This is a genomic window from Acinetobacter sp. 22512, assembly GCF_052044755.1.
Classification (GTDB): domain Bacteria; phylum Pseudomonadota; class Gammaproteobacteria; order Pseudomonadales; family Moraxellaceae; genus Acinetobacter; species Acinetobacter pittii.
The window spans coordinates 87,733-93,732 of sequence record NZ_JBQENP010000013.1 but is presented as its reverse complement, the minus strand read 5'-3'; the positions used below and the strand labels follow the sequence as shown (position 1 = coordinate 93,732).

Here is a 6,000-nt window from a genome sequence, read left to right as displayed (position 1 = left end):
GTTAGCTGCCTAGCATATCCCAAGTGAAAGTCTCCTGCTAATTCAGCACATATCAAGGTCATGGGTTAAGGGGGTTCGTAAATAAATACGGCTGCCTTGCACAACAATACCTATTACTTCGTTATTCTGGTTATATACCTGTGCGGCAAAAGGTAAATGTGAGCCATCTAAAGTGGTCGGGCTGATAAAAAGTGCGTAACCTTTTTTTGTTGTGAATTGAACTTTAGTGATTGAGCCTGCATAGGGAGCAATACGTAAGCTACTTTCAGCTAGCTCAACCTGTGTAGACATGTTTTGTGGGTCAAGGCTAATGTCATTCATATGGTAAGGCGTAACATATGGGATAACCGCATATCCCTTTTTGTTTATGCTGAGGCCTGGTGTATTACCGACTTGTGCTCCTGTTGCATCTGGTGCATAAACTAAAACCATTGTTTGAGCTTGATCTGGACCAAACAGAATTCCTTGGGAGTGAGTAACGATATTGCCACTCAAGTTAAGCATTTCTTGTTGATATGAGTCAGCGTAACTAAAAGAAGCACCTAATGTTGTGTAGTTTGTCTTATAGTTGCCATTGATATTGAGATTCGTTTGCCCATGGTTTTGACTGGAAATTGATGCGCCGTAATTCAACCGGTTTCCTGTAAAACCGCTAAAACTCAGAATTTGGCTATCTTCACTTATAAGACTATTAAAATTTAAAGAGCTTTTCTTAAAATCTAAGGGAAAGGATAGAGAAATGAGATATTGAGTATCTTGGTTAGCTCGCCCGCTAGCTTCAATAGTTTCACTATTAATTGCAGAGAAACTATAAGTTAAATCTTTAAATTGGTTGCTATAACCTAATTGCAATTGCTTATTAGTAGTAGACTGGTTCCAATAGTTTGTCCACGAACCTACTAAATAGAAATTTCCCCATTGGTTTGGAAGAGCTTGATTTTAAATTAAGCTGGAATTCACTTTTTTGCTTACCTACCGAAAAACTATCAATGTTTTGCTCTTGTAAGTCCCGAATCAAAATTGCATCACGTAGTTTGAGATAGTTTTGTGTTGAATAACGATAAGTTGCTAGTGTTAAGTTAGTATGCGTTGGAGAAAATAACTTATTGTAACTTAAACGATAACTTTGCCCTGTCATTTTAGGTTGATAAGAAAAATTGGCATTTGAATGTGTTGCATCAAAAGAAATAGCGCCAATAGGCATTGAAAAAGCTGTACCTAACAATACAGAGAAATACTGCTGTGTTCCTTGAATTGCGCTATAAGTTGTAAGGTAATTATTGATTCCGCGTTGATATTTACCCTGTATTAGCCATGGAGTTAACTTAATGTTTGGGTCTCGAAATTGTCCTAAGGTGAATGAATATCGACTCATTTGAGGACGTAGCATTTCAATTACAGAAGCATATGGAATAGAATATTTTTGAACTACTCCATTAGATTCAAGTACCGAAACTTGTAACTCACCTCCAAATCCTGTGGGATAGAGATCATTAATTTCAAAGTTTCCTGGTGGGACTGTGGTTTGGTAAATTAAATTACCTTGTTGTCTAACTTCGACTTTTGCATTGGTTTTGGCATAACCTCGAACTCTTGGAGCATAACTGAGCATACTATTTGGAAGCATTCGGTCATCACTTGAAATATTCATTCCACGATAGGGCAAAGAGTTAATAAAATCGCTATTAGTAAAATATTCTCCTAAAGTCACAACACCATGGATATCTGGAAATGCCTTTTGTACATATGTATTTGTCGAGGTATAAGAAGAATTATTAGATTGAGAATTAGATTGGCTTTGCCATTTCCATTGTCCATTATGGCGAAACTGCCAACTTGCTAAATTTGCTCCAAGATTGGTTCCCATAAAAGCATAACTATTTGCATGTTGTTCATTGACTATTCGATATGCTGTGGCGTTATAGCTTAAAAAAGCTGCATTAATACCACGATCCCACAAATGTGGATCGATATAGCCTTGCGGATTTTTTTCTAAGATGACTTGCGGGATCGAAATATCAATTCTTAAACGGGAACTATCAAATACATAAAAAGCACTATCTATCCATGAAGCGAGTGCTTTACATGAAAGAGATGAATTAGAGTCATGTTGACTTAGAACATTAGCTTTTACCCCATATTCAAGCAACATGGCCTCTGTAAAACATGTTTCAGCATTTATGTTAGGGGCTGAGGCAGTAAATCGCATACGCCGTTTACCCAGCCATTGACCATTAATATAAACATCTAAGCTATATTCACCAGGCAAGATCGGGTTTCCGTATTTGAAGCGAGCTATATCAATTTTTTGTGCATTACCTACTAAGAAATTGCTATCAAATTCAGCCTTTGTAAAATGTGGAACATCAGTAGTATTTTCAGCATATATAGCCATAGACATGAATAGCGTAATACTTGAGACGACATACCAAGTAAAGGGGCTTTTTAAACATATATAAGGTATAAACCATTTAGACATAGTTCTAGAGCCTACTCATGATAGGTTTTAAATTTTCTTAAGAAATACAATGAGGTTAGAATTTTATTGGGTGCTCAACTCGTCCACCGTAATCATTGATATACACAAAGCTCATATCTGCTAAGTTTTTATTTTTTAGTTTAATTTTATCCTCTGAATAAGGGGCAATCATTAAGCCTTGTTGCAATAAGTCTGTTTTATGGCCTTCACTTCCTTGAAAAATGGAGGTGATAGTAAGAAAAAAAGGTGTCGGATTTTTTATCATTAGATATTGATCATTTATTTCCCACACGACTTTGTCACTTAGTTGATCAATATTTTCTTTTAGATCTATAGGGCGGTAAAAAAATTTAATTCGCGAACGAACAGCGAGTTGCAAAAAATTGTTAGAGGTTGTTGTGGTTTGCCCTTGTTGAGTGCTCCCTTCAGGTTTAGGAGGGATATCTAAAACATTAAGCCAAAAAATAGATTCTTGTTGTTGGCTTAGTTGAGATGTAGTAGGCAGCGCTGTAATTCTTAAGGTTTGCCCCTTAGTTGCTTCTACTCGTGAAATTGGTGGAGTAATAATGAAAGGTACATTTGTTTCATCTGGTGTTGACTTTGCATTTCCATCATCGATCCATGCTTGAACAAGAGACGGGGCCGTGCCGTTATTACTCAGTTGTAATGTGATCTCCCGGGCATTTGAAGGATAAATGACACGAGTACCATGTAAAACAATTTCAGTATGGCCTGTAGTAGTGAGCGCTACTTGCAGACAAACTAATCCCCAAAAAAATTTACGACCACGAAAAAGCATCAGTCATATTCTCAATAACAAATAATAGGAAGGAGATAGCTTCTATTCATGAATAGAAGCTTCAATTTTAAGTTTATTGATAAATGATCGTGTATTTTACTTGCGATGTTACCGTACCAGCAGTAGAAGCACCTGTAGCATAATATTCAGCATAATAGTTAAGATCAGCACTACCGCCTGCTGAAACATTTACCCATTGTGAATTCATTTGAGTTTCATTTGTGCTTGTAGCAAGTACAGGAATCACAGCATTATTACTGCCAAGTAATTGAATATTTACATTTGTTGCTGCACCAGAAGTTGCTTGGTTTAACAAACGACCCGTATTAAAGTCAACGGTTGCGCCTGGTTCAAAATAAGTTGCGACTTTACCTGCAGCGGTACAGTTCGTTAAATTAATTTGAAAAGGTGTACGACCAGCTACATCACCAGCATTTTTTAAGGTTTGAGATGAAACAGTAGGCAAATTGATTGTTAAATTTTTATCTCCAGTATCAATAGTACAAGTATTATCCGTGACAAGACCATTAATAGTAATTGTGCCATCTGCTGCTTGTGCATTTGCTATATTTAAGAAAGAAACTGCCGCCACAAAAATAAATTTTTTCATAAAATCCCCAGAATAGCTTTTTAAAATAAAATCCATTACTTTTCAGTAAGTTTATTCTGATTAAGTAAGGCGAGGGAAATATATCACTTTTCAATCAAAAAACAAGAAAAACATTATATTTATATATATTTTGATCAATTGTTTTTATTAACAAAAATTAAAAAATTTATTTTTTATCATTTGGTAAAATAATTAATTAGTTTTTATTTAAAATAGAATTTAAAAATTAGTAATATCTAAGTAATTGTATTTTATTGAATTAATGAAATTTTAAAATATTTAAGATAATATATATCTAATATTTTTGATTAAGCTATTGTTTTTTAATGATAAAATTGTTTTGTGTATATCTTATAAATATATTTAATTTTTTAAGAATTTTTTAAGGTTCAATTCCTACTGTTTTAGTTGTAATTCAATAAAAGATAATCTGGAGTTCAGTTCCATGAATACTATGAAGTATAGCTATAAACCTAATTACTTTTTCTTTGCTCATAAATTAGTTTTATTTTTAAAGGATTATCTCATCAAGCATCCGACGGAGCAGCAAACAACGTTTAACTTGCAAACGATTTATGACATCTTTAGCCATGATCTTGCTTCAAGTACGACAAACCTTGAAGGTATCTTAAATATTGCAGATGAATATGTCTTTGAAACAGAAGATGGCTTACTTCCATTAATTAGCAAGCATTCAGTCAATCTCAAAAATCATGTACTTTCTTTAGAATTTACACCTCAAGCCTTGGCAAGTCTATTGTCAGGTCATTCGTTAGTAAATCCTAAAGCAGCTTAGATTTTCTTTTAAGGTAGAGTGAACTCATATAAAATTCATAAAATTTATTTTTAAGAGTTATTTATGAGTAAAGACTTCAAGGCCTTAACTTATATTGCGGATGAAAATGTAGCAGATACAGTGACTTGGCTTTTACACCATCAAGATGTTTTTGATTCTTTCAATTTTGATGTGTTGAGCCAAGAATTCACAGTAACGCATGCGGCAGGAAAGGATATTATTCGAGTCGGAACCTTTCTAAATGCTACTTACGGAATATTAGTAACTTCTATATAAATGAAAAAAGCCCTGAATGATCAGGGCTTTTAAATTTTCTAATTTGAGTTAAGCACTCATTGCATCTACTGATAAATCAGCAACTGTTGGCTTTGGTTTTTCAGCCGTTAAACCTAGTTTATTAAATAAAGCTTGGTCTTTACCTTCACCGGCATTTGGTGTGGTTAGTAGTTTATCACCAGAGAATAATGAGTTTGCACCTGCCATAAATGCTAATGCTTGGTCTGAATCACTTAATGATTCGCGGCCCGCAGAGAGACGGATATAACTATGAGGCATGATAATACGCGCCACAGCAATAGTACGAATCCACTCAATTACATCAAGCTTTTCAACATCAGCTAAAGGTGTTCCTTCAATAGGAACAAGCATATTGATTGGCACAGATTCAGGGTGAATTGGTAGGGTAGCTAGTTCATGTAATAAACCAATTCGGTCTTCACGAGTTTCGCCTAAACCCACAATACCGCCACTACAAACTTTCATACCAGCTTGACGAACATAATCAAGGGTATTTAAACGGTCATCAAAAGTACGAGTACTAATGATGTGAGAATAATACTCACGAGATGTATCTAAATTGTGGTTATAGTAATCTAAACCAGCAACCTTTAGGCGTTCTGCTTGAGATTGGTTAAGCATCCCTAAAGTCATACAGGTTTCCATACCTAATGCTTTAACTTCACGTACCATTTCTAAAACATAAGGCATATCGCGCTCATGTGGGTTACGCCAAGCAGCACCCATACAAAAACGTGAAGAACCTGAATCTTTTGCAGCTTTCGCTTCACTAATCACTTTTTCAACAGCAATACGTTTTTCTGCTTCTAATTTTGATTCGTAATGTGCCGATTGTGAGCAGTATTTGCAATCTTCAGGACATTTACCCGTTTTAATAGATAAAAGGGTACTGACCTGAATTGAATTGGCAGTGAAGTGCTCACGATGTACTTGCTGAGCCTTGAAAACTAAATCCAAAAAAGGTTGTTCATATAAAGCTTGGATTTCTTCACGATTCCAATCATTACGTAGAGTCATTG

At 35.1% G+C, this 6,000-nt stretch carries 5 protein-coding genes and 1 pseudogene; 2 read left to right on the top strand and 4 right to left on the bottom strand.

The window, feature by feature from the left end:
• Positions 1–57: 57 nt before the first annotated feature.
• The 3 genes and pseudogenes from ACTJJG_RS14215 to ACTJJG_RS14205 all read right to left on the bottom strand — a co-directional run.
• Positions 58–2,395, bottom strand: a pseudogene (locus tag ACTJJG_RS14215) (fimbria/pilus outer membrane usher protein); the annotation flags it as partial.
• Positions 2,396–2,534: 139 nt separating this feature from the next.
• Positions 2,535–3,278, bottom strand: a complete 744-nt coding sequence (locus ACTJJG_RS14210) for a fimbrial biogenesis chaperone (protein ID WP_233752320.1) — start codon at positions 3,276–3,278, stop codon at positions 2,535–2,537.
• Positions 3,279–3,351: 73 nt separating this feature from the next.
• Positions 3,352–3,888: a fimbrial protein gene (locus tag ACTJJG_RS14205; protein WP_440608968.1), complete on the bottom strand. Its 537-nt coding sequence runs from the start codon at positions 3,886–3,888 to the stop codon at positions 3,352–3,354.
• A gap of 445 nt (positions 3,889–4,333) precedes the next feature.
• On the opposite strand from ACTJJG_RS14205, the gene ACTJJG_RS14200 reads away from it, so the two are divergent.
• Positions 4,334–4,684, top strand: coding sequence for a hypothetical protein (locus ACTJJG_RS14200; RefSeq protein WP_017386793.1), 351 nt, complete (start codon positions 4,334–4,336; stop codon positions 4,682–4,684).
• A gap of 63 nt (positions 4,685–4,747) precedes the next feature.
• Positions 4,748–4,960 (top strand): hypothetical protein, encoded by a 213-nt coding sequence (locus ACTJJG_RS14195; protein ID WP_002121471.1) that lies wholly within the window; start codon positions 4,748–4,750, stop codon positions 4,958–4,960.
• A gap of 48 nt (positions 4,961–5,008) precedes the next feature.
• Here the strand turns inward: ACTJJG_RS14195 and bioB are convergent, their stop codons facing one another.
• Entirely contained in the window at positions 5,009–5,998 is a 990-nt protein-coding gene (gene bioB / locus ACTJJG_RS14190; protein ID WP_017386794.1) for a biotin synthase BioB, read from the bottom strand.
• Positions 5,999–6,000 lie beyond the last annotated feature (2 nt).

Excerpts from the sequence above, each read along its gene's own strand:
- ACTJJG_RS14210 (WP_233752320.1), bottom strand. The coding sequence starts at position 3,278 with ATGCTTTTTCGTGGTCGTAAATTTTTTTGGGGATTAGTTTGTCTGCAA.
- ACTJJG_RS14205 (WP_440608968.1), bottom strand. The coding sequence starts at position 3,888 with ATGAAAAAATTTATTTTTGTGGCGGCAGTTTCTTTCTTAAATATAGCA.
- ACTJJG_RS14200 (WP_017386793.1), top strand. The coding sequence starts at position 4,334 with ATGAATACTATGAAGTATAGCTATAAACCTAATTACTTTTTCTTTGCT.
- ACTJJG_RS14195 (WP_002121471.1), top strand. The coding sequence starts at position 4,748 with ATGAGTAAAGACTTCAAGGCCTTAACTTATATTGCGGATGAAAATGTA.
- bioB (WP_017386794.1), bottom strand. The coding sequence starts at position 5,998 with ATGACTCTACGTAATGATTGGAATCGTGAAGAAATCCAAGCTTTATAT.